Origin of the sequence: Microcystis sp. BLCC-F210 (genome assembly GCF_042134685.1) — a bacterium.
Taxonomy (GTDB): Bacteria; Cyanobacteriota; Cyanobacteriia; order Cyanobacteriales; family Microcystaceae; genus Microcystis; species Microcystis aeruginosa_D.
On record NZ_CP169647.1, the window covers coordinates 1,103,008 to 1,123,277 of the forward strand.

A 20,270-nucleotide genomic window follows, 5' to 3' on the forward strand; every position below is an offset into this window, starting at 1 on the left:
AGGACAATTATTCGGCCCGACTACTCAACGGGTTATTGAGATTGCCAGTGCCTGGACGTTTAACACTATGGGATTGTAGGAGTGAGATCGCCTGTTGATACTGGGGATCATCCTTAGTTCCCAGCAAAGAAGGATCATCGCGGAAGCGCAGCTGTTGTTCCCGGGTTAACTCGATCTGCACATCGGGTTTAATGCCTTTTTTGTAGATATTTTCGCCGTTGGGGGGATAATAACGGGCAATTGTCACCGCTAATCCAGAACCATCGGAGAGGGTGTGTACCGATTGGACGGTACTCTTGCCATAGGTCGATGTACCTACTAAAGTCGCCCGGCCATTTTCTTTTAGCGCTCCGGCGAGGATTTCGCTGGCACTCGCTGAACCTTTATTAACCAAGACTATTAGGGGTAAATCGGTAATAGCGGTGTTATTGGCAATAAATTGGCGATCTCCGCCCCGTCGATCAACGGTGCTAACGATTTTGCCCTGTTTCATCCACATACGAGCGATATCGACACTAGCAAATAGTAAACCGCCGGGGTTGCCCCGCAGATCGAGAACATAGCCAGATATCTGTTGTTGACTTAATTCCTCGATCGCCTCTTTCATTTGTTCGGCTGCGTGGGAACTAAATTCATCCAGTTTGATATAACCAACTTTCACCCCACCTTCCTGTTTAAGGGTATAGCTAACGGAGGGGATTTCGATATCTACCCGGGTCAAAGTCACTTCAAATACCCCTTGATCGGGACGGGCAAGCTGTAAACTAACGCTAGTACCCACTTCTCCCTGTAGTGCCTCCATTGCCTGTTCTAGGGTCATTAAAGCGGTGGGTTTGCCATTAATTCTGATTAGGCGATCACCGCTTTTCACTCCCGCTTCCTTGGCGGGGGATTTTTTCACCGTATCGACAACGACCAGATCGCTAGTGCGTTTATCGAGAGCTAAACGTACCCCAATTCCCGATAATTCCCCGGAAGTTTGACTAGTGAGGACAGCAAATTCCCTAGGAGTTAAAAAACGGGTATAACTATCACCCAATTCCTTTAAAGCTTCGCGAATTGCTGTGTAAGCTTGTTGGGGATTAGTATAATTTCTACTTAACAATTCTTGACGTTTTTTTTGCCAGTCAATTTGATGGAAACCACGATCTACAAATTCATTATTAACAATTTGCCAAACTTGGTCGATGACTGCTTTCGGGTTATCTTCTAAGGGTTTTTCCCCTTTGGCTGCGGGGGTGAAGACCATCAGGGAACTAACTGCTAGGGTAGCGATCGCACCTCCAGATAGGAGTTTCTGCATGGAAACGAACGAGGGACGCGACTGGTTCATAAAGACAAAGCCAAAATAAGATTGACGTTTCAATAAAGCCATTCAAAAAGCGGGAGCATTTTGCCTTCGAGGGAGGTGAGGAGCAGTGTTAACTACGACTTTCGTATAGATAAGGGAGTTCCTTGTCTGGCTCTAGTATCCACTATAATTCTAGTTCTATAAAATCGAGCAATATCTGGCGATGAATTTTTCCTAAAGGACGAGTCTGATTAATCTTCTGGGAATAGTATTCCCCTTGAAGGATGGCAGCCGGGGGTAATAATGCTAAATCTTGCCCTTCCGTTTGCACTAATTTTTCTAATTCCACGGTCAGGGGTACATGATAAAGATAACGAGAGAGATTATCATCGTTATAACAGCGAAAATGGCGTAAACTAGGAGCTTCGTAGTTAATTTCTTCTTGTAACTCTCGTTTTAACCCTATTTCTGGACTTTCACCCGCTTCTAAGTGACCACCAAATAAACCCCACACCCCCGGATAGAGAATTGTCGGGATGTCGTCGCGCAACTGCATTAAAAAGCGACCGTCCTGTTCTAAAATCGCCAAAGCAACAAATGTCATCAGTTATCAGTTTTTTAGTTATTGGTTATCATACTAAATCTGGTTATTAAAGATTGATTATTTATTCTCTCTAGCTAAGTAGTCGTCCAAAATTAATTTCCTAGTCGAGACAGGACTCTCTTAGGTTTGGTAGGCAAAATGTATTCTAAGATACAGTTCCGCTGGCGAGCTAGTGGAAGGAACCACAAAGACACAAAGGACACAGAGATCGATCCTCTGTAAGTTAAACTTATCACACAGAACCGAGAAGAACCAGCGGGATTTAAATGCGTCTTAGCTTATTCTTCCCACTTCATAATTCATAATTCATAATTCATAATTCCCAATGATAACTGATTAATTGTGCATAACTCGACCGAAACTCCATAATTTTTGATAATAATAACGACTGACGTTATCCCTATCATCGGTGAGTAGATTAATAGCGATACCATTATTACCTGTTTCTTTTCCTGAACTGTGAATATATTGATTATTCCCTAGATATAAAGCCACATGATTAACTCTTTTATCACCAAAAAAAATTAAATCTCCTGGGAGTAATTCCTCTCGGTTTATTTTTTGACAAAAAGCCTCCTGTTGATAGGAATCCCTCGGCAACCAAACGCCAAAAGTGGTAAAAGCAGCTTGGATTAATCCTGAACAATCGTAATTAGGTGCAAGGGTTCCACCCCAGAGATAATGATTGGTACGATTCATTGCTTCCTGAGTAAAAGTGATAATCTCAGGAATATGTTTTTCTATGTCCGAACGAGTTAGAGGAATTTTTTGATAAGCTGTGGCGGCCGCTGCAATTGCATCTAAATCTTCTCGGGATAACCAAGCTAAATAATTATCTTCCCTTAGCTGAATTTGTAGCCCTTTTTCGGTAATTTCTAGGGAAATAAATTTTAATTGTCTTCCCTGTTGTGCTTGGGTAGCTAACTCTTGACAACTGGGAGAATTGTAGAGATTTAAGTCTCTTAGACAGAGATATTCCTGGGTGGATGATGGGGGAAGGGAGATGATTTGCATAAAAAATAGCACTAGCTACTGGCTACTGATCCCTAACCCTAACAACAATTTTTGATTTTTACAACAGGTCTAGGATGGTCCGTTCCTTAACAATATGTTACAATAGCCGGCGAGAGGGGGGTGGCCAATATCTGGAACTTTTGGGCTAGAGATAGATTCTATCGATCAACAGTCACCTCCTAGAGTAAGCTTTTAATCAGATGTTGAGGTTAGTCTATGGCCAATGTTTCGGGGCGGTTTGAAAAGCAAGAATACAGCCAAAACTCAGAAAATACCGTCGCGGTGGTCAGTTCAGTCATGTCCGGTTTAAAAAAAGCATCTCCCTTGCAAAAGGGCTTATTTTGGGGAATAACCCTCAGTTTTACAGCCCTAGTTTCCGCCACTGTTGGGGCTGCCGTCGCTTTAATTAGTCCCTTACCCGCACCAATTGGGGCCATCTTCCAAAAAACATCTTTTCCCACCCAAACAGACATCCTTGAGGATCAAGCTTGGAATAGCTTAATTAATCAGCAGCTTTCTCGTCCTGTTAATATTTTAGTTATGGGCATCGATCGAGTTTTAGATGCCAAAAACAGCGACGATGTATTTAAAGGTCGCAGCGATACCATGCTCCTAGTGCGCTTCGATCCCAGCGATAACACCGTGAGAATGCTGTCTATCCCTCGCGATAGCCGCGTCAGAATCCCCGGCCACGGTTTCACTAAAATCAACGATGCTAACGTTCACGGCGGACCAACTCTAGCGGCAGAAGTGGTCAATAATACTTTAGGGGATGTCACCATTGATCGCTATGTGCGGGTGACTACCGATGCTTTTAAGGAATTAGTCGATTTAGTCGGGGGTGTAGAAGTTTATGTACCCGAACGAATGTATCATAAAGATGTCACCCAAAAATTAGAAATTGATTTACAAGAGGGTTGGCAAAATCTCAACGGCGACCAAGCAGAACAATTTGCCCGTTTTCGTAACCCGCAATACGGCGATATTGGTCGCGTACAAAGACAACAAATTTTATTAAAAGCACTCCAAAAAAAGATTTTTAGTCCGACAATTCTCCCCAGTCTCCCGAAAGCAGTACAGGTTTTACAACAATATATCGATACGAACTTAAGCGTCGAGGAAATGCTGGCTATTGCTAATTTTGGCCGGGAAATTAAACAGGATGACTTAAGAATGATCCTACTCCCTGGCCGGTTTAATAGCCTTGAGGAATACGATGGTCGCAGTTATTGGATTTTGAACCGTCGCGAAATTAGAACCATCGTGGCTAATAATTTTACCGATAACTACGCGGGGGGAGAAACCTCCGTTTATAGTCTGCGGATTGCCATTCAAAATGCCACCCATACCAAAGGTTTAGCCCGTCGTACTCGTAATTATCTGGCCAAACGGGGCTACACAAATGTTTATATTAGCGACGACTCCTCCCAAAAGCTAGAAACCACCGCAATTATTGCCCAAAAAGGTGATATTCAGTCCGCTAACCTCTTGAAAAATCAATTGGGAATCGGTAAAGTAGAATCATCCTCCACTGGTGCTTTAGACTCAGACCTAACTATTCGGGTGGGTGATGATGTGGCCCAGTTTCTCGACGCTCAACAGTAACAATGTTGAAAAATTTTTTCAGTCTGGTTTTAATTATTTTGCTGGCGATTCTGTGGCTACTTTTCGCGGCCCGTCCGGTGGCCTTGGCCCAAGATAAAACGATTAACTATAGTTTTGCACAGCTGCAAGATCGGGATTTTTCCCATCAGGATTTGCGCGGAGGGGTTTTTGCGGCTGCCGCAATGCGGGGAGTTAACCTAGAAGGGGCCGATTTATCCTATAGCATTCTCACCGAGGCTGTCCTCTTAAAAGCTAACTTAAAAGGGGCTGATTTAACCGCCTCTTTAGTGGATAGAGTTACCCTAGATTTTGCCGATTTAACTAATACTATTTTTACCGATGCGATCGCTACTCGCAGCCGTTTTTATGACACAATTATTACCGGGGCCGATTTCACCAACGCGGTAATTGATAACTATCAGGTCAAGTTAATGTGTGAACGGGCCGATGGCATTAATCCCGTCACGGGAGTGGCCACCAGAGATAGTTTAGGCTGTAATTAGCAATTCCGAGCAGATTCTAGCTGACTGCTCAAAAATAGCCTACCCCCTACACCCCGGCTATCTCGATCGAGACAGCAGAGGTGTAGAATGAAAATACTGAGCGAGGCTAGAGAAAGGAGAGAGACTCTTGATAATCGTCATCGATAACTATGATAGTTTTACCTACAATTTGGTCCAGTATTTGGGAGAATTAGCAGCTGAGTTCCCGATCGCCTTGCCGATCGAGGTCTATCGTAATGATAAAATCGATCTGGCCACGATCGAACAAATGCGGCCGGATGGGATTGTCATTTCCCCCGGTCCTGGTCGTCCGGTCGATGCGGGCATATCTCTGGAATTAATCGCCAAATTTGGCCCCCATTTGCCAATTTTGGGGGTTTGTCTGGGTCATCAAAGTATCGGTCAGGTATTCGGGGGGGATGTGGTCTCGGCCCCGGTCTTGATGCACGGCAAAACTTCCCCAATCTATCACAACAGTGAAGGGGTATTTCAAGGCTTAGAAAATCCTTTTACTGCCACCCGTTACCATAGTTTAGTGATCGATCGCTCCACCATGCCGGATAATTTAGAGATCACGGCCTGGGTAGAAGATGGTACGGTCATGGGAGTCCGTCATCGGGATTACCCCCAGATTCAAGGGGTACAATTTCATCCCGAAAGTATTTTAACCACTGCCGGCAAGGAACTTTTAAGAAACTTTCTCCGATCCCTCTAGTGTTTACTAATCCCCAACCCCTGAAATTAACCTTAACTTGATTAATTCTGCATCTACATTTATGAAAAGGCGAGATTTTATCTTATCGGTGGGGACAAGTTTCTTAACCGTGGCAGTAAGCTCAGTTTTAGCGGAAACTAAACCCAAACCCACTAACCCCACTCCCGCTCAAAAACCCGATGATTCCCTCTTAGTTCAATGGTTGGGTCATAGTTGCTTTTTATTCACTGGAGGAGGACAAAGAGTCCTCGTTAATCCTTTCCGGTCCATTGGTTGTACGGCGGGTTTTCCTTTGCCAAAAGTAGAAGCAGATATCGTTTTAATTAGTAGTCAACTCTGGGATGAAGGGGCTGCCGAGGGTTTACCAGGTAATCCGAAAATTTTATTTGAGCCGGGGGCCTACGATCTGGGTAAATTAAAATTCCAGGGTATTAATATCGCCCACGATCGCATGGGAGGGAAACGTTTCGGCATGAATGTGGCCTGGCGTTGGACCCAAGCAGGGATTAGTATTGTCCATTTAGGGGGGGCAGCAGCCCCGCTCGAATTAGAACAAAGAATTCTACTAGGTTCGCCGGATTTAGCTTTTATTCCCGTGGGAGGTGGTCCAAAAAATTATAATCCCCAAGAAGCAAAACAGGCGATCGAAGTTTTACAGCCGCGAATTGCTGTCCCGACGCAATACTTCACCAGTGCCGCCGATAAAAAGGCCTGTGAATTGGTGTCTGTAGATGAGTTTCTCAAGTTAGTCAAGGATAAAAATATCCGTTTAATCGGGGACAATAAATTACGGATTCGTGCCGCCGATTTACCGAAAAAAGGGACGCTCATTCGCGTGTTTGACTACCGCAATCTGTTACAGAAATCCTAATTTTTAGGAGCCAATGACCTGGGCCTATTGATTAACTAATTCCCAATATTCCCTAGGTTACATTGTTGCTAAATCACCCTACAGCCCTGATCATAAATCAGGGTTATAATTATTTTTAATAAATTTTCGGCTCTTCTAGGTTCTGTGTGATAAGTTTAACTTACTATATGATCGCTCTTTGCGTCCTTTGTGTCTTTATGGTTCGTTCCACCCCTTCGCTAGGAGGAATGTATTTTAGAATACATTTTACCCACCAAATCCAAGAGAGCCTGGAAAATTGACTCTTCTAGGTTCTGTGTGATAAGTTTAACTTACAATATGATCGATCAGTCTTTGTGTCCTTTGTGTCTTTGTGGTTCGTTCCACCCCCTCGCTAGGAAGAATGTATCTTAGAATACATTTTACCCACCAAACCCAAGAGAGCCGATTATCTGGTGAGTGGGGATAAATCGGATTTGCTAAAACTAGCCTCGTAGCGACTGTCTTGATTGTCAAGGGGTAACTCAAAAAACAATCAAGGAGTTGCTGTCGAACCTAAAATCTCAAGCCAGAAAAAAGCGCAGCAAAAACTAAGTCGCTCAGGTTAAACCAAAGCAAGCGCAACCCTTGATCAGCAGCAATTCTCATTTTGAAACGATTTTGCGTTGTTTCAGCGATCTAGAGATTCGTTAAGAATTATTAACCCGTCTGGGTGCAAGGGTTTTAATGTCATGAAACCTTAAAATGAGAATTGCTGGTAGGGTGTGGGGGAGTTTTTTGCAGTAAACAGTAAACAGTGAACTGAAATAACTGATAACTGCTATAACCCCCCCCAAACTAATCGGGATACCCAAAAGGGAATTAACAAAAATAAGGCAATAAAATCAGCCCATCTTAACTGTAATTCGTGCCAGCGTACTTGATGCTGATCGGGACTGGTAAAACCGCGAACCTCCATAGCGATCGCTATTTGTTCCGCGCGTAAAAGCAAATTATCTAGTAATTTTTCCACGACTGTTAACCAGACGTTTAAACTTCTTTTAATCCCTAATTTTTGCCAATCGATCGCCCTAGTTCGCACTGCCCTGGCTAGATTTTGCACTTCTTCTAAAACCAGAGGAATAAAGCGCAAAGAGAGGGTCAGAGTCAGAGAAATTTCTGTCACTGGCACATTAAATCGCCGTAAAGGACTGATTAAATTCTCTAAACCTTCGGTAATTTCTTCCGGGGCCGTCGTCAATAAAAAGAGATTAGTGCTATAAATTAAAGTAAAAATTAGGGTACTAATTCTCACTGCTAATTCCAAAGAACGTCGGGTAACAAATAAACGGCCTTTATCCCATAAAACATACTGATAATCACTTGCTGGCGGTAAATTCAGCCCTTCATCTGGTAAACGCGGCTGAATACTCACCGCTAAACCATCGGGAGTGATGGCAGTAATCAGAAAGACGATAATCGCTAAAAATATCAGCCAGCCCATCTGTTGCCGCCAGACCCGGGGGGGGATAGGTGCAAGCAGGGTTAATAATATTAATAATCCCACCAAAGCTAAACGCCACCAAGCATTAGCCAATAAAGGTGCTGCTAAAAACGCCATTAACCAGATAAATTTTACCCTGGCATCTAGTTGATGTAGTCGGGTGATCGGTTGATCGAGATAAAGACCGATGGGCAAACTTCGCAATAAATCCATAAATTAGACCTTGGTGGCTCTGTTAACCGTTTTTTCCACTTCTCGCGCCGGTTTGCCGCGCCAGATTAAGCGGATCGGGGTTCCTTTAAAGCCTAACTGTTGCCGGAATTGCCCTTCGATGTAACGGCGATAGTTATCATTAAAGCGCTGGGGATCGTTAACGAAAAGGGCGATCGTGGGGGGTTGACTCGATACTTGCGTGCCATAGTATAGTTTCCCCTGTTTTCCGCCTCTGGTGGTGGGGGGATTGTGCCATTTAACCGCATCTTCGATCACATCGTTGATTACCGAGGTACTAACGCGACGACGGTGAGATTCGGCGGCAATATCGACTAATTCGAGGATTTTGGTGACTCTTTGCCCCGTCATAGCACTGACAAAGATCATTTCTGCCCAATCCATGAAATACAACCGATCCTGGAGCATTTTGGTGTAAGTATTGATGGTGTAGGTGTCTTTCTCCACCGCATCCCATTTATTGACCACTAGCACCACTGCACGCCCTTCTTCAATGATTCTTCCCGCTAATTTTAAATCCTGCTCGGTGACACCATCTAGCACATCGATGACGAATAGCACCACGTCAGACCGGCGAATTGCCTTAAAAGCACGGTTAATACTGAAAAATTCGGCTCCATAGTCCACATTCTTCTTACGGCGAATGCCTGCCGTGTCAATTAACCGATACACCTGTCCCTCTCGTTCAATTAAAGTATCGATCGAGTCTCTGGTGGTTCCCGAAATCGGACTAACGATCGCCCGTTGTTGTCCGGTTAAAGCATTGAGGAGACTGGATTTACCCACGTTAGGACGGCCGATAATTGCCACTTTAATCTCTTCATTTTCGGGAATTTCCGCCCCTGGTGGCAAATATTTAATTAGAGTATCAAGTAGTTCGCCTGTACCAGAGCCGTGAATGGCCGAGATGGGGAAGGGTTCACCGATGGCTAATTCCCAGAATTCCGTCGCTTGCAGGATACCCTGTTCCACCGATTCACATTTATTGACTGCCAAAAGTATCGGGACATTTTGCTGTCGTAACCAAGCGGCAATTTCTCGATCGCCGGCGGTAATTCCTGCCTGGCCATCGACAACAAAAATCGCCACACTTGCCTCTGCTAGGGCGATTAAAGCCTGTTCGCGGATTAAAGGGAGAAATTCGCTGTCATCGTTAAAAACTAGCCCTCCTGTATCGACAATTTGAAAATCTCGATCGCACCAGAAAGCCGGTTGATAGGTGCGATCTCTGGTAATCCCGGGTTGATCAAAAACGATCGCCTGTTGATCTCCAGCGATACGATTGACGAGGGTGGATTTGCCCACATTGGGACGACCGATAATAGCGACGACAGGCAGTTTCATAAGAGGGGGAGGGGGCGTAAATTCAAGGCCCAATATTCTATCATAGCGATTTGCGATCGAACTTGGTTGATTTAAATGTTGGTTTGCACAAAGATAGTCAGGAGACTATTTTTATTTATTCTCCCCGCACCTCACTTCCCCACTCTTCTATAGCTTTTAAACGGGATTTAGCAATCTAAGACGTATCTAAACCGCTTATTCTTAGATTGGCCGAATCTCCCCCAATCCCTTTACTTTTGCCTCTTGTCTCGTCTCAACAAGCAATTTAAATTAGGAACAGCTTATGGCCGGTCTAGTGACCCAGAAAACAAGGAAGCGCGAGCGATTCATGTTAATTTTTATTAAGAAGCGATCTTTGATGAGAACAGACAACTATGAACTTCGAGATTCCCAGTGCCGTAAAAACTTGGTCACAATTTGGCCATCCCATTCTCATGTGGGTTTTATTAGGATTAACTATCTATGCGCTCTATTCGGGGCTACAATGGCGACGGACGCGGACAGCAGATAAAGACCTAAAAAAAGAATTATTACCCAAAAATTTTCGCACCAAACACTATCAAATTGGCTCCCTAATCCTCGCTTTAATGGTGTTGGGAACGATCGGGGGTATGGCGGTGACTTATATTAATAACGGTAAATTATTTGTTGGTCCCCATCTACTGGCCGGTTTAGGAATGGTGGGTTTAATCTCGATCAGTGCCGCTTTAGTGCCTTTAATGCAAAAAGGCAACGAATTGGCTAGAATCACCCATATTACCCTTAATGTCGTCATTTTAGGTCTTTTTGGCTGGCAAGCCTTCACAGGAATGGATATAGTCCAGCGTATTCTTAGCAAAATGTAAGAAACTCCGGAAAGATAGGATGCGTCCGATGACGCATCCAACCCTAAATCTCATACCTCTTCGACTAAATTTTCAATATCTCAGTCGGAAAACCGACCAGAGGCTAATAAATCAGCCATTTGTTCTTCCCAAAGTCCACAGTCTTGCTCGTAGGATACCATCATCGGTTTGTCTCCTTCTAAGCTCAATGGCTCTTCGGTAACTGTTATGCAAATAATTAACTTAAAATAAAATTCGATGAGAGAGCCTACGCCCAAAAATAGCTGAAACCCATACAGGAAAAGGTTTAAGGCATAAACTGGTTAATACAAAAAGATAGACAATCGAGTTAAGATTTGATATAATAGCCAAAAACCAGAGTATTTTACTTATGATACTTGACAAATTTTTGAACCTAGAAGGAACCTCTATTCAAGGCTATCTACACCTAGAAAATATCGGTATAGTTTGACCAGTCGAATCGAAAAATCAAAAAGCAATCTGTCCTCGTTGTGGGTTAGAGAGCGATAAACTCCACCAAAATCATCGACATTTAGTCAAAGATTTACCAATCTCAGGACAACCAGTGTACCTACAAGTTAATCGTCGTCAATTTAAGTGCGGTAATTGTCAGAAACCCTTTAGCGAAGAGTTAGATTTTGTCGCCAAGAAACGAACCTATACGAAAAGACTAGCCGAGAATATACTCGAACAATTAAAAGAAGGAGATATTTTAAATGTTAGCCGAAGAAATGACGTAACGGAAGAAGAGATTCAAAGAATGATAGAGGACATAGCTGAAGAAATTACAGAGACAGACCTATCGAAATTAAAAAGACTAGGAATTGATGAAATCGCTCTAGTCAAAGGACAAAAAAATTACTGTGCGGTTTTAGTAAATTTAGATACGGGAAAACTAATAGCTATTCTAGAGAAGCGAACACAAGAGGAGTTGAGGGAAACGCTTACAGGGTGGGGAAAAGAGGTGTTAGAGCAAATTGAAGAAGTCAGCATAGACCTTTGGTTGCCCTATAAAAATTTGGTGAAAGAATTGATGCCATCGGCCGAGGTAGTCGCCGATAGATTCCATGTAATGAAACAAATTAATCAAGAGTTAGACGAACAAAGAAAAGCAGAAAAAAGAGCCGTAGAAGCGCAGAAAAATAAAAAACAGAAAGCGGAAAAAGAAGCGAAGCTAGAAGTTTTAAAGCGAAGTAAATATAGCTTGTTAAAAAATGAAAAAGATTTAACGGAAACTCAAAAAATCAAACTAGAAGCTATCAAAGAAAATTTCCCAAATTTGAAAAAGATGCACGAGTTAAAGGAAGAATTTAGAAAGATTTATGAAACCTCAGAGAATCCGACAGAGGGAATGCTATCCATCTCGGAATGGTTGGCAAAATCCTCCAGTGTTTTTACTAAGAGTTGTCAAACAATCCGAAACTGGTTTGGAGAAATAATTAGTTATTTCGAGCAAAGGACAACAAATGGGGTGGTCGAGGGAATCAACAATAAACTTAAACTAATAAAACGGAGAGCCTATGGCTTTAGAAACTTTCGGAATTTTTGGGTTAGAAGTATGTTATCTTGGCATCTTGTCTGTTGATTTAGCATAAAGGGTAACGAAGAGCCAGCTCAATTAACATTACATTTGTGGTGTCATAATGTGTTGTTTTCCTGATTGTCTGAAGATTGAACGCGAAAGGGAGGCGCGACATAATCGGAAGGTAAATAATTTTCGGGAATGGTTGTTGTATTTCCATCTCGTAGGGAGGTGTAACTGGGAGAGAGAATCTCAATCCCAGCTTCATTACACTTATCTTGAATATTTTGATGGAGTTCTGAATAAATTATTACCATCAAATTGGGTTGGTTAGTGTAAGCATTTAATTGATAACTGATGTAAAAATTATCTAGGCTAGTTTGCAGGACAAAAGGTGCGGGTTCTTTGAGAATATGCTCAGTTTCTAGAGCAGCTTCAATTAAAGTTTTGTGGGCTTTTCGCCAGGGCAGATCGTATCCTAGGGTAATCGTTGTCTGAATAATAAGATTTCTGTTTAACTCCCGCGAGGAAATACTAAAGTTAATCACATTACTACTTAATAAAGATGAGTTAGGAATAGTAATGATTTTATTAGTGGGAGTGCAAATGCGAATAACTAGGAAGTTTTTTTCAATTAGATCGCCAATTACCTCTCCTACCTGAATGTGATCTCCGATGCGAAAAGCACGGGTATAGATAAGAATAATTCCCCCAATAACATTGGCGATTGCTGAGGTTGAACCAAGGGATAAAAGAAGACCAAGAAAAACAGAAATGCCTTGAAAAGCTGGAGAATTAAAACCGGGCAAATAGGGAAAAGCCACTATTGCTGCTATGGCAATAATTATGACTAATAGGATATTGTAAGTAGGTGTAGCCCAATCAGTATAAAAACCCGGAATAATCAGATTTCCTCTTTCTATTGCTGTAAAAAAGGGCTTGATTAGCCCGATTAAGTAGTAGGTTATAAAAATAATTATGGCAATAATAAAGGCATTGGGAAGATATTGGCCAATGGACGATAAAACCAGTTCTAATGATTGATAAAAATAACCTAAAATACTCTCGCCAAAAACTCTTGTCCAGGGAAATAAACGAAGTACAAATGTGGCATAATTAAATAATAATAAAAACAGAAAAAATAAGCGAATTATCCGAAGAAATCGCAACCAAAAAAAGCTGATTTTAGAGGAAGATATGATCTCAACATTCCCGATTTGAATGCCCGGTATTAAGGATTCAATCAAACGTCTAATGAAGGGAAATAGTTTTCCTGAAATTTTGATAACTGCAAAGCTAATAATCAAGAAAGCAAAACTAGCTATAACCGTATAAATTATGTTCTTAAGTAGTTGTTCGGGTTTTCGATCTTGGCGATATTGAGCGATAGCGACCTGAATTTTTTGTAAAGCTTGTTGAGCTAAAAGCTCCGGTGTCGAACGATAGGCTTTTGCATCTCGCTCCGTCACCGTTAGAATTACTTCTTGATCTACACTTAAATAAAGTGAGTTATCATCAGGGAGCTGCTTAATTGTCAGGTTCTCCACAGGAATAGAATCATTTTGAGCAATTCTTTCAATTCTCCGGGTAATAGCGTTAGCTCTCTCCTCCGCCGAAAATGAAGAAACTCCCCGCCGGATAAAAAAGAGGGGTTTTCCATCTAACATAACTGGAAAACCGTCAATTTTGTTTTCCAGTTGTGTCGGATTTTGCGCTATTCCCATAAAAGGGGTGCTTAGAGTCAGTAATAAAACTAAGATAAATATTACCAAGATATGCCCAGTTTTTTTCATCCATCTTCTAGTTCTAGATGGTATAGTTGGCATGAAATATCTTTGATTCATATCGAACAATGGTACAAATTGCATAGGATTAAGTCAGATTTTGATCTTTGTCGTAGGGTAAGATTCAGCGATTACTATCTTCAATAAGATACGGATGTACTGAATTGAGACAGGAGGAGAATTTTCATATAGGAAAGCTATTCTTGCAACATTTCGGGAATCATTAAATAACTACCTCCTAAAAACAAAAGTGAACCCGATAAAAAGGAGAAATTTGTTCCCCATTCCTGACAGCAAATCATTGTTCCTTGTCCAAAAAAGCCGAAAATACTGCCACTCAAAAAGCCAAGAGAACCACCTAAATTTAACACCACTATCCACCATTCTATATCTTGAAAATGCCAAGACCAATAACTATGAGAAACTTCGACAATAGCCAAATAACTAGCGGTGCAGAAATGAAGGAAAATAAGGGTACTAGGAATCCAAATTAACAGATCATCACTCTGCCAACTTAAACCCTGTACCATAGCAAAAAAACAATTAATATAGCAATAATCGAGACGGATAAACAATAGGAAAGCATCCCCTGGGTTGCTACCAGCTGCCCCATCCTCCTACTATTAACACTTGTATCGGAGCTTTGATAACAAGCCACCATACAAAAGCCTTGATCGAGAAATTCCCTCCAATTGAGTTGATCGCAATTGGGAAAAACTAGCCCCCTACCATCATAACAGTAGCGCACTGCATCCTAAATCCTGTTTAATTACTGCTACTATGGCAATAGTACCTCTCGTCTGACTTCCACCAGAAGTCTGTTTATAGCTTCGGGAATCGTCAAAACCGAGATGTAGTTAAGATTGGACACCACAAAGGCTAAAACATGGATTGTTATTTATGAGCCATTTATCCCTATCCGAACAGATTACCGAGGAACTTCTAGCAATCCTGGTCGAAGAAGAAGACACCTATCCCTGGGATGTAACCGCTGTTGAGAGTCATGATCCCTTAGACGTGACAGAAACTCCTTTTTCTCTGTGTGAAGGTTTGGAAACAGCAGCGATCGCATCACAAGCTCATAGATTCTTTGACAGTTTACACCAAAAATTCCCGACAGTTTCCGTTTCACCCCAGTCTAATATCTTTGATAAATTTGCTTCTTTACTACCGGACGAATATTTAAATCGTCTAGTAGAAAGTGCTGAAAATCTAGTTAATAGTCAATTAGACCACCTTGATCGCCTTGTTGTTTGTCTTAGCGAGCTTTTTCCCCAATGGTCTTCAGAAGATTTACAGGTTTTTGCTCGTCCCTACGCCTATACTATGCGTAATGGCGAGAGCAAAACCAATATAGAAACCGAAAATTGGCAAAATCTTTCCGAAATTGAACAAATTCGCCGGAGTGCAGCCATTGCCAGCCAGATTTTTCGCGACTTGTCTTCCCCGGAATAGTCATCTGGTTATCAGCTGCACTGCATTGAAACTGCCTATTAGACCTCGACCTAATATTATCTTAAGACTAAAAGTTTGGCTCTCTTGGGTTTGGTGGGTAAAATGTATTCTAAGATACATTATTCCTGGCGAGCAAGTGGAAGGAACCACAGAGACACAGAGGACACAAAGATTGATCTATCCTCTATAATTTAAACTTATCACACAGAACCTAGAAGAGCCGATTTTGGAGAAAACTAAGCCATGCGAACTGCTCAAGATGTAATTAAACAAATATCTGGTTTGTCTCAGAAATTGACAAAGGTTCCTCCTGAGCAGTTTATTCGTGATTTGCCTGATGAGCTTTGTACCATTTTAGAGGCAGACGCCTGTGTTCTTTGGCAAAAGGATAAAGATAATTTTTTTACTGTACTAGCAAAATCGAGACAAGTAAGTGAGGATTACAAGCTATTAAAATTAGACGGGAATCTTGAGCAGATCCAAAAAGGTTATCAGAAAAAAGGTATTTTCTTGTCTTCTAATCTTCAAGGAAAGTGTGTTAAGCTTGTCCATCGGGAACAAATTCAACAGCAAGGTTGGATTTCAATGTTAAGTGCTCCTTTAGTGGTGGGTGGTGAAATTATCGGTATTTTAGATATTTTTACAAGCAGTGAACATCATTTTTCAGACACAGAACAAGAAGCCTTCAAACTTTACGCAAATCTGGTTGCTTTATCTTTTGAGAAGGCTTTATACCAAGATAAGGAAACTTTAAAAAAGTTAACAAATATCATGATAGCTATGCTTAGTGCGAAGGAGATTCATGAGATTATCAACTATCTTTTAACTGGGGCATTAGATTTAGTAAGTTTAGGTATCAATTCTCCGGAGAAAGAAAGCTTAGTTGGTGAAATCAGTATGTTAGATTATTTTACAGGAGAATTAGAAATTATTTGCCAGAGTAAAAATATAGAGCAACATCCTCACTTAAAATTGGGAGAAGGTTTAACGGGTCGAGCATTAAAAGAAAAGAGTGTCGTTAGAGTCAATAATCTTTCTGATAGTAAGGACTATAAGCAATACTGGCAAGAGGCACATTCAGAGATTGCTGTGCCAATTTTTGTAGAAAATATTCCTGTTAGACGGGAAGATAAGGTTACATTAGGTTCTAAGCTGATCGGTGTTTTGAATATCGAAAGCCGAGAATTAGATGCTTTTTCAGAAATAGATGAAAAGTATCTCGGTTTATTAGCTCGATATGCGGCGATTTTAATTGATAAGCAACAATTCGATCACAAGTTGAGTGACTTGCGAGAAAGAGAGAGAGAAATCACTAATTTAGTGAGACATAATGAGATTATGGAGAAAGTAATGGATAGTGTTTTTGATGTTTTAGATTTTCACATGGTTAACATTTCCTTAGTTAATTTTGAAGCTAAAAGGATTAAAACAGAGTTTGTTAAAATTCGAGGAGAAGATGATTTATTAGTAATAGAGCAATTTAAAAAAGCGGCTGATCACCCCTTGGAGAGTACTGATATTCAAGCTTGGGTTGTTAACGAAAAAAAGATTGTTGTCCCCCAAGACGTAAATGATTCGCGTTTTAACACTACAATTCGTGATAAATTTGGACACAAGAGGCTAATTAGGGTTTTTATGCCGATGATTGACCCTTTTAGCAGTCGGGTAATTGGCACCTTAGAAGCAGGCTATCTTAAGACTTATCGAGAGGATATTTATGAACGAGATGTACAAATCCTAGAAAATTTCGTTGATCATGTCGTTTATACTTTAGAACGTAAAAGATCGGGATTTTTAGACAAAATTGCTCATGAAATTCGCTCTCCTCTAGTCGGAATAAGAAGCAATGCCAGTTTTCTACAAAAAAGGTGGTCAGAGTTACCCGACGATTTAATTGATCGCAAGCTAGAGGATATTTTGACTGACAGTGCTATTCTCTTATATCAGTTCGCCGATCTAGAATATATCCTGAAGGGTCATATTACTGGAAAAGCTAAAATCGAGAGAACTTTTATTTTTAGAGATGTAATTATTAAAACCATTAATCAATTGCGTCCCCTTATTGTAGAAGCTGGTTTTTCAACTGATAACATAAAATATGAGCAGATTGATCCTTCTTTGTTCAAGGTTCAAATTCAAACCGATAAACCTAAAATCAATCAAGTTGTTTATAATTTATTGATTAATGCCATCAAATATGCTAAGGTTGATCCTAATCAGTTTAAAATCATTGTTGATATTGACAATAAAAACCGAGATGCCTATATTCTCAAATTTAAAGATTGGGGTATTGGTATTAAGGACGCTGATAAAGAGAATATCTTTAGAGAGGGCTTTCGCTCTTCCGAAGCCATCACTAAAAATGTTCTTGGGTCTGGTTTAGGATTGGCTATTTCTAAAAGCATCATGAGAAATTTAGGGGGTGATCTAATTTTGGCTAATCTTGCTGAACCTACAGAGTTTCATTTAATCATACCTAAAAAATTTTCATTTCCCATTAAAGCTAAAGCTTAATTTACAAATTAATGAGAAACTAGAGGATAATGACTATGAAATCCAAAATTTTATTTGTAGATGATGAACTTACAAACATGAATAGTTTCATTTTGGAACTACAACTTACATTAACAGATTATGAAGTTGTTCAAAAGAGAGATGTAGATTCTGCGTTTAAATATCTTGAGGAGAATTATGGCGAGATTAAATTACTGATCTTAGATATTCTTATGCCATCGGGAAAGATTACTGAAAATATGGATACAGCAGATGGAGTAGAAACCGGACTTCGTTTTCTAGAAAAGGTTCGGGAAAGGTTCAGCGATTGCATTTCAATCCTTATTTTTACCAACACACGTAATGACATGACAAAAAAAGCAGAAGATTCTAAGAAGCTACGTATTCTTTATAAACAAGATTTATTACCTTTTGAACTAGCAGAAGAAATTCAAAAAATCTTAACTGATTGAGTTCAATGAAATTCATGAAAATACACTATTCACAATTTATTTTAATCAAAAATAGAGGTTGATATGCCTGCAATAACAATCGAACATCTTAAAAAACAAAAACAAGAGATTGAATCTAATGTTAAGGAGCTTGCAATTAAAGTTTCGGAAACTCTTATTTGTTCTGAAAATTTACTTTCTCCAGTGGGGAATAAAAAATTAGAGACACAAAGACTTGAAACGTTGGACAGAAAAATTCAGTCATTGCTAAGTGAAGTTACCACTGGGGAGCATGGACAAATTCTTAAAACGGATACCGCACTTAAACAAGAAATTAAAGATTTACGAAATCATCATGAATATTTATCCAGAAAGATACAGCTTTTTTATCCTGATACTTCAGACAACTTTAAGAAAGCAATTTGGTGGTTTCTAGACTCAGGAATAAGCGATGGGTTATCTCTGATACAAGACGTTAAGGGTAAACCGCCCTATAATGATCAGGAGATTCAAAACTTATTTAAAAAAGCTGAAACAAGGCTTGCCCAAACTTCCCAAGAATCCCCTGAAACTATGATAGCGATCGCTGAAATTAAAGATCATGCCCCTGAACAGCCCTTACAAATGGGTCAATCCTATTGTCTTCAGACTGGCATTAAAAATGAAGGTTTAGACGAAGAAGATCCAGATCTTGCTGAATTAGATGTTGTCGTTTGGGCCGAAGGAATGGAAATCTTACCTAAATGGACACAAACTTATTTGCTAAACAAAAATCAAGAATTATCCTTGATACAGTTTCAGCTAAAACCGACTAGCTTAGGAAAGAAGAAAATTCGCGTTGAATTTTACTATGAACTTCATTGGTTAGGTGAAGTCAAATTTGAAACCCAAGTGGTGGAAGCAAAACAGCTTGTGAATATCTAAACTATTACGTCTATCTTCACATTGAGGAATAAAATCATGCCTGAGCAAGGAAAACTTTCTAAAATAAAATATCAAAGTTATCCAATAGATATAGCTTTTAGAATTGAAAAATCTGATGGTAGATACGAATTATTGATTAGAATAAGTGGCTATGAATCGAAAAAGTTTTCTTTGCAAATCAGAGAACATGATTTAGCACAACTCAGTGAAGAACTGCATAAAAAACTTAGTAATATGGTCAGGAATAACGGTGATATTGATTTAACAAATGAGGACTTATATTCTCTTGCCAAAGTAGGAAATGATGCTTTTATACAGATTTTTGGTAATATTGATGAAGCTCTTTTAGAAATTATTAAAGAAATTATTGCGGATGGAGATAAATGTCTTGAAATTACTTCTGATGAATTTCTTTTTCCTTGGGAATTAATTTATCCTAACGATCCCCATGAAAAAGAGACGCTTTCTATTAAAAGCTTTTGGGGATTAAAACATATCGTTAATCGCGTACTTTGTTTGAAAATACCATCACCATCACTGATAAATTTCTGTCCAAGATTAGGACTATTGGCTTATGAAGGACTACCGACCGTAAAATCTTCAGAAGTTCCTCAATTTTATGATTATCAAAACCAGAGTCTTATCAATCTCATACACTTAGTTTTTACAACAACAGAAGCGGAAGATTTGAGAACTGAGTTTAAAACATTTTGGCAAAATGATTTTGACTTAACGCATTTTGCTTGCCATGCTCAACATGATAATGCTTATGGAAGATCTTATATTCGTATTAATGAAAATTTTGATGTTACCATTCAGGAACTTCGTACTTTTGGTATTAAAATTAAAGACAAGCCTCTGGTGATCATTAATGCTTGCGAAGCTGGAATAATGAATTCGTTATCTGTTTCAAATTTTGTCAATATTTTTTTAAATCTTGGAGCAAGGGGAGCTATTGCAACAGAATGTACGGTTCCTGATCAGTTTGCGGCTGACTTTTCAAGAAAGTTTTACGAATACTTTTTAGAGCAGAAGCGACCACTAGGAGAAAGCCTACTAGCAACAAGACAATACTTCTTAAACGAGTATAATAATCCTTCAGGTTTGCTATACTCTATGTATGCCCCTCCCAATATTCAATTAGCAGGAGATTAA

Annotated in this window: 18 protein-coding genes and 2 pseudogenes; 11 read left to right on the forward strand and 9 right to left on the reverse strand. The window is 40.1% G+C overall.

The window, feature by feature from the left end:
* Positions 1-7: 7 nt before the first annotated feature.
* The 3 genes from ctpB to ACE3JL_RS05295 form a co-directional block, all read right to left on the reverse strand.
* Positions 8-1,333, reverse strand: coding sequence for a carboxyl-terminal processing protease CtpB (ctpB, locus tag ACE3JL_RS05285; protein WP_334311235.1), 1,326 nt, complete (start codon positions 1,331-1,333; stop codon positions 8-10).
* 142 nt (positions 1,334-1,475) lie between these two features.
* A complete protein-coding gene (locus tag ACE3JL_RS05290) occupies positions 1,476-1,895 on the reverse strand; it encodes an NUDIX hydrolase (RefSeq protein WP_271987815.1) in 420 nt (139 codons plus the stop codon).
* A 336-nt stretch (positions 1,896-2,231) separates the two neighbouring features.
* A complete protein-coding gene (locus ACE3JL_RS05295) occupies positions 2,232-2,909 on the reverse strand; it encodes a C40 family peptidase (RefSeq protein ID WP_271987817.1) in 678 nt (225 codons plus the stop codon).
* 216 nt (positions 2,910-3,125) lie between these two features.
* On the opposite strand from ACE3JL_RS05295, the gene ACE3JL_RS05300 reads away from it, so the two are divergent.
* The 4 genes from ACE3JL_RS05300 to ACE3JL_RS05315 all read left to right on the forward strand — a co-directional run bounded on the left by ACE3JL_RS05300 (position 3,126) and on the right by ACE3JL_RS05315 (position 6,603).
* A complete protein-coding gene (locus ACE3JL_RS05300; protein WP_375328996.1) occupies positions 3,126-4,514 on the forward strand; it encodes an LCP family protein in 1,389 nt (462 codons plus the stop codon).
* A gap of 2 nt (positions 4,515-4,516) precedes the next feature.
* Positions 4,517-5,017, forward strand: a complete 501-nt coding sequence (locus ACE3JL_RS05305) for a pentapeptide repeat-containing protein (protein WP_002768627.1) — start codon at positions 4,517-4,519, stop codon at positions 5,015-5,017.
* 127 nt (positions 5,018-5,144) lie between these two features.
* Positions 5,145-5,732: an aminodeoxychorismate/anthranilate synthase component II gene (locus ACE3JL_RS05310; protein ID WP_193957846.1), complete on the forward strand. Its 588-nt coding sequence runs from the start codon at positions 5,145-5,147 to the stop codon at positions 5,730-5,732.
* A gap of 61 nt (positions 5,733-5,793) precedes the next feature.
* Positions 5,794-6,603 (forward strand): MBL fold metallo-hydrolase, encoded by an 810-nt coding sequence (locus tag ACE3JL_RS05315; protein WP_271987821.1) that lies wholly within the window; start codon positions 5,794-5,796, stop codon positions 6,601-6,603.
* A 799-nt stretch (positions 6,604-7,402) separates the two neighbouring features.
* On the opposite strand, the gene ACE3JL_RS05320 is transcribed toward ACE3JL_RS05315, so the two are convergent.
* Both ACE3JL_RS05320 and der read right to left on the reverse strand, forming a co-directional pair.
* Complete coding sequence (locus ACE3JL_RS05320) at positions 7,403-8,278, reverse strand: energy-coupling factor transporter transmembrane component T family protein (protein ID WP_375328997.1); 876 nt, start codon at positions 8,276-8,278, stop codon at positions 7,403-7,405.
* A 3-nt stretch (positions 8,279-8,281) separates the two neighbouring features.
* Positions 8,282-9,640 carry a ribosome biogenesis GTPase Der gene (gene der, locus ACE3JL_RS05325; RefSeq protein ID WP_108935495.1) on the reverse strand — a complete coding sequence of 453 codons (1,359 nt, stop codon included), beginning with the start codon at positions 9,638-9,640 and terminating at the stop codon, positions 8,282-8,284.
* 374 nt (positions 9,641-10,014) lie between these two features.
* Here der and ACE3JL_RS05330 point away from each other — a divergent pair, with 374 nt between their 5' ends.
* A complete protein-coding gene (locus ACE3JL_RS05330) occupies positions 10,015-10,485 on the forward strand; it encodes a DUF4079 domain-containing protein (RefSeq protein WP_271989892.1) in 471 nt (156 codons plus the stop codon).
* 83 nt (positions 10,486-10,568) lie between these two features.
* Here the strand turns inward: ACE3JL_RS05330 and ACE3JL_RS05335 are convergent.
* Positions 10,569-10,649: pseudogene (locus ACE3JL_RS05335) on the reverse strand (DUF29 domain-containing protein); the annotation flags it as partial.
* Positions 10,650-10,855: 206 nt separating this feature from the next.
* On the opposite strand from ACE3JL_RS05335, the pseudogene ACE3JL_RS05340 reads away from it, so the two are divergent.
* Positions 10,856-12,070 (forward strand): annotated as a pseudogene (locus tag ACE3JL_RS05340) (ISL3 family transposase).
* 53 nt (positions 12,071-12,123) lie between these two features.
* On the opposite strand, the gene ACE3JL_RS05345 reads toward ACE3JL_RS05340, so the two are convergent.
* The 3 genes from ACE3JL_RS05345 to ACE3JL_RS05355 form a co-directional block, all read right to left on the reverse strand.
* Entirely contained in the window at positions 12,124-13,875 is a 1,752-nt protein-coding gene (locus tag ACE3JL_RS05345; protein ID WP_375328998.1) for a mechanosensitive ion channel family protein, read from the reverse strand.
* 113 nt (positions 13,876-13,988) lie between these two features.
* Entirely contained in the window at positions 13,989-14,366 is a 378-nt protein-coding gene (locus ACE3JL_RS05350; protein ID WP_375329663.1) for a hypothetical protein, read from the reverse strand.
* Positions 14,306-14,539 carry a DUF1345 domain-containing protein gene (locus ACE3JL_RS05355; protein ID WP_375328999.1) on the reverse strand — a complete coding sequence of 78 codons (234 nt, stop codon included), beginning with the start codon at positions 14,537-14,539 and terminating at the stop codon, positions 14,306-14,308. The genes ACE3JL_RS05350 and ACE3JL_RS05355 overlap by 61 nt, the downstream gene beginning before the upstream one ends.
* A gap of 152 nt (positions 14,540-14,691) precedes the next feature.
* Here ACE3JL_RS05355 and ACE3JL_RS05360 point away from each other — a divergent pair, with 152 nt between their 5' ends.
* From ACE3JL_RS05360 to ACE3JL_RS05380, 5 genes are all read left to right on the forward strand, one after another.
* On the forward strand, positions 14,692-15,246 hold the full coding sequence (locus ACE3JL_RS05360) for a hypothetical protein (RefSeq protein ID WP_375329000.1): 555 nt from the start codon (positions 14,692-14,694) through the stop codon (positions 15,244-15,246).
* A 243-nt stretch (positions 15,247-15,489) separates the two neighbouring features.
* Positions 15,490-17,760 (forward strand): GAF domain-containing protein, encoded by a 2,271-nt coding sequence (locus ACE3JL_RS05365; protein WP_375329001.1) that lies wholly within the window; start codon positions 15,490-15,492, stop codon positions 17,758-17,760.
* Positions 17,761-17,795: 35 nt separating this feature from the next.
* Entirely contained in the window at positions 17,796-18,212 is a 417-nt protein-coding gene (locus tag ACE3JL_RS05370) for a hypothetical protein (protein ID WP_375329002.1), read from the forward strand.
* Between the two features lie 63 nt (positions 18,213-18,275).
* Positions 18,276-19,115: a hypothetical protein gene (locus ACE3JL_RS05375; RefSeq protein WP_375329003.1), complete on the forward strand. Its 840-nt coding sequence runs from the start codon at positions 18,276-18,278 to the stop codon at positions 19,113-19,115.
* A 36-nt stretch (positions 19,116-19,151) separates the two neighbouring features.
* The gene (locus ACE3JL_RS05380; RefSeq protein WP_375329004.1) at positions 19,152-20,270 is read left to right on the forward strand and encodes a CHAT domain-containing protein; all 1,119 of its coding nucleotides are present in this window, start codon (positions 19,152-19,154) and stop codon (positions 20,268-20,270) included.